Origin of the sequence: Candidatus Avelusimicrobium stercoris (genome assembly GCF_002437085.1) — a bacterium.
GTDB lineage: Bacteria > Elusimicrobiota > Elusimicrobia > Elusimicrobiales > Elusimicrobiaceae > Avelusimicrobium > Avelusimicrobium stercoris.
In genome coordinates this window covers 47,186-50,891 of sequence record NZ_DJOA01000009.1, presented here as the reverse complement: position 1 = coordinate 50,891, position 3,706 = coordinate 47,186, and the positions used below count along the sequence as shown (strand labels likewise).

The following is a 3,706-nucleotide window of genomic DNA, read 5'->3' as shown; positions in this document are numbered from 1 at the left end:
CAAACATATCAGTCGATGTTCGGTAAGTGCTTCCATCACTTCCACGAGTTGTGGTGTTGCCAAATATATCGGTAGACGAACGATATGTTACATCTTTTTTTATTGGAAATAAAATAGGGGACTCATATGATGTTAAATCTGAATCAGAGTCAGATTCATACCAAGAGGTTGTTTTTTTCTTTTCTTTATTAATACCAAAAGTATTATTTGACGGAGAATAGTTGTTTTTTTTGTAATTATAACTAGGGGTGATAATTTCAAAATCATCATCTTCATATTCTCCATCGGTATCATATCCAGAGGCGTAAGTAGTATTACCTATTTTGGTATAAGTTGAACCATCAGAGCCATAGGTAGTATTGCCTATTTTCGTATAACTAGTGCCATCAGAACTATAAGTAGTATTTCCTATCCGTGTATAGGAGGTTCCATCAGAACCATAGGTAGTGTTACCTATTTGAGTGTAACTAATACCATCAGAATTATAGGTAGTATTTCCTATCCGTGTGTAGGTGCTTCCGTCGGCCCCATAAATAGTATTACCAATGGTAGTATAAGTTTCATTCCAAGCGAACGAATTTATAGATAAAAATAAAGTTAAACTTGATATTAATAGTTTATACATATTCTCCTCTTTATTGCGATTATACAATAATTTAGTTTACCTGCCAAGATTTTCCACTTCTATTCGTGGTAATTTAGTATTAAACCCACCCACCAGGAGTTCTTGGTGTTTAGTCAGGCCTGTATAGGATAAACTTGCTTCTTCATAACGCCGAAAAGCAAATACAGCCGAGTTCATAATCTGCTCATTAAAAATGCCAATGCTAACCAACAACTCAAAATCTGGTATGGTTAGCCCCGTTACCTTTTGGAACAGTTCCGGCTCCAACTGGGTAATTACATCTCGTAGTGTTTGTTCCCGGTAGTCTGTTAAATACATAAACACAGGGATTCTGGTAGCAAATTTAAGCAATTTTTCCTGTATTTCTTTACGTTTGGACTTAATTTCTTTTTCTTCCTGAGTAAGTTGCTTTTTTTCCTGTTTTGAAAGGTCTTCTTTGTTTTCTTGCTTTGCTTTTTTAAGTGCTTCGGACTTATTTACCAGCGTTGTAATGTCCTTATTTAAATTGCGGAATCCCTCAATGCGGGATAAAGCCTCCATCGCTTTATCATTTTCTATTAGTTTGATCAAGGTCGGGTTGTCCACATTTACCAGCAGGGCACTTTCCCAACGGCGCGCCAACATAGAGGAAGCCGTTCCGGATATTACCAAATCTAGCAGTTCGCTGGCATTGATTAGTTCCATTGTGCTGCCATCATAACAAAGCACCGGCAGGAAATGGATAAATTCCTCTACACGCTTTTCTGGTGATTCTTTGCTGGCAGCATTTAGGCGGGCACTATATTCGGCAATTTGGCTTAACGCCCGATCCGGTGCAAAGTCAAACACATAGCAGGTATCTTTTACAATTTTCTTTTCGTTTGGGTTCACGCCGTCCGGATTTCTAACTGTCCAAGGGGATTGGACGCGGAAGGCCGCTTGAAAGTAAGTTTCTGGGCTAGATGTATTGCGTAGCATAAAGATACCGCCCCACTCCGGCACAGTAACCCCCGTGGTAAGTTTTCCGCAGGACAAGGTGATGGTCTTTGTATCAAAACCGTTTCCTATGGCTCTTCTTACAGGTTCCAAGGCCTCAACCCCCATTCCGGCTTCATTTCCGGCACAGACAATCACCTTATATTCTTTGTAAAACGGATGTTTTTGGAGCAAGTCCCCCATTGCTTTGCAACTAGCCACCGATGGTAAAAACCAAAATGTATGGCTTAACGCGCTAAGCAAACGGATATCGGAGTAGGGCATCGGGGGCTTCTTGCCGATTTTAAGTTCATCTAATGTGCTGGGTTTATACTGTCCGCGGAGCAAATTCAGCCAATTGACGATCTCCGCTTCGTGCGCAAACTTACAAAGGCCCCCTTCCTCTTTTGCTTTAAAAAACTCGTTCAGATTAAACTCGTTGTATTCGCCCAATAAGGCAATGGCTCGTATTTCCTCGGGCATTTGGTAGGTCATCATTACCATTTGCGGAAGTTCCAGATATGGGTTTTCCCCTTGTTTTTCATCCCAGTTATTCTTTTCGCGTTGTTCGTCGGTATAAGTCCAGTTAAAGATTTGGTCTTCCAAAAATTCCCCATTGTTTAATGCGCGGAACGGCGTGCCGGATAAGTATAAATAGGCACTGGTTGTTAGGGGCATTTGCTCTTCATCGTAGTATTCCAAACCGTCTCCGGCCTGCTTTTTTTGTTCGGCTTTATCCTCGGCATCGTACAGATCTTTTGCACTATCACGCCAAGCCCCAAAATGGTATTCATCCAAGATAATGCAATCCCAGTTTATACAGTGAATCTCTTCATTACGCGGTTTAATTCCCCCCGCATCCGTCTTTTGCAGTACATCTTGGAAACTGGCAAACCATACAAACGGCTTTTTGGGATCAATGTCTTTATATTGCGTACCCGTACGGCAAACAAATTGCCAATCTGCAAAATCCACGTGATTTACCAAATCGGTTTCCCACGAGTTTTGCACGGCTGGCTTAAAAGTAAGCACAAGCACCTTCTTCCATCCCATTTTTTTGGCTAGTTGATATGCAGTAAAGGTTTTACCAAACCTCATTTTGGCATTCCACAGAAAGTGCGGCGTTTTGTGTTCCCGTTCGTAAGAAAAGTTTTTAAAGTATTCGCTGGTAACTTTTACGGCCTGTGCCTGTTCCGGCCGCATAGCAAAATCCATTCGGCGTTCAGTAAAGGTTGTTTTATGGTTTTTAACGGCAAAAATGGCCTGTTCTACCTCTTCCAAGGTACATTCAAACCATTCTGTATGCTTACCCTGTGTAGTGCGTTCTTCCACCCCATTTTTGCGCAGAATACGGTGCACGTCTTTATCGCTAAAAAAGGTGCCGTCCTTGCGGATAGCCACCTCTTCCAGCAGAATTTCAAAGGGATTATCCACTGGTTTATTGGTTGGGAATTGTTGGCGGATACGGTTTTCCACGTTTCCGGTAGTAAACCCTATTTTTAGGAATCCCTGCCCCTTACGCTTGCCTTCCCATTCCGCGGTTTTATATTGCGGTTCCGTATAGACATAAATCTTAGGAATTTTATGACTGTTTAATAATTCAGGCATAGAGTTCTCCTATTCCATCGGTTTAATCATTGACTCTATAAAGTTAATTTCTTCTTGGGAAAGGCCATATTTTTTGTAGAGTTTTTCATCTGTCCACTCTTGCGTAAAATCCTGTATGGGCACATATTTATACACTGTTCGCGTTGCGTGCTGGGTTTGTTTGCGAATACCCACCAAGGCCCTAAAAAATTTTGTTTTTATGTAACCATAACAATTTTTCATTTCGTTTTCATTGTTAAAAGGCCCAATTTGAATAAAAGTTTCCGTACACAACATTCCTGGCGTAGCCAGAACTGGCGTAGCAGGAATCTCACCGATTTCACCACAACCATAACTTTCGGAAATAAAAATCTTATATTTATTTAATCCCTCTGTTTTTGTAAAGGGATAGTCCGAAGGAAGATATCTATAAACCCTTTTTAATTTATCATCTAATCCCAGCAATGTATACCCTCCTTTTATTGGGGTATCAAACATAGGAGGTAAATTGTATTTTTCTCTGGATTTGATTGCATCTCC

At 40.7% G+C, this 3,706-nt stretch carries 2 protein-coding genes and 1 pseudogene; all 3 read right to left on the bottom strand.

Going from position 1 to position 3,706, the window contains the following annotated elements; genetic code table 11:
• The coding region (locus tag B2118_RS01755) for a hypothetical protein (protein ID WP_428052810.1) at window positions 1-625 on the bottom strand (625 nt) is incomplete at its 3' end.
• 36 nt (window positions 626-661) lie between these two features.
• Window positions 662-3,187, bottom strand: coding sequence for a GIY-YIG nuclease family protein (locus B2118_RS01750; protein ID WP_428052808.1), 2,526 nt, complete (start codon window positions 3,185-3,187; stop codon window positions 662-664).
• 9 nt (window positions 3,188-3,196) lie between these two features.
• A pseudogene (locus tag B2118_RS01745) lies at window positions 3,197-3,706 on the bottom strand (Eco57I restriction-modification methylase domain-containing protein); the annotation flags it as partial.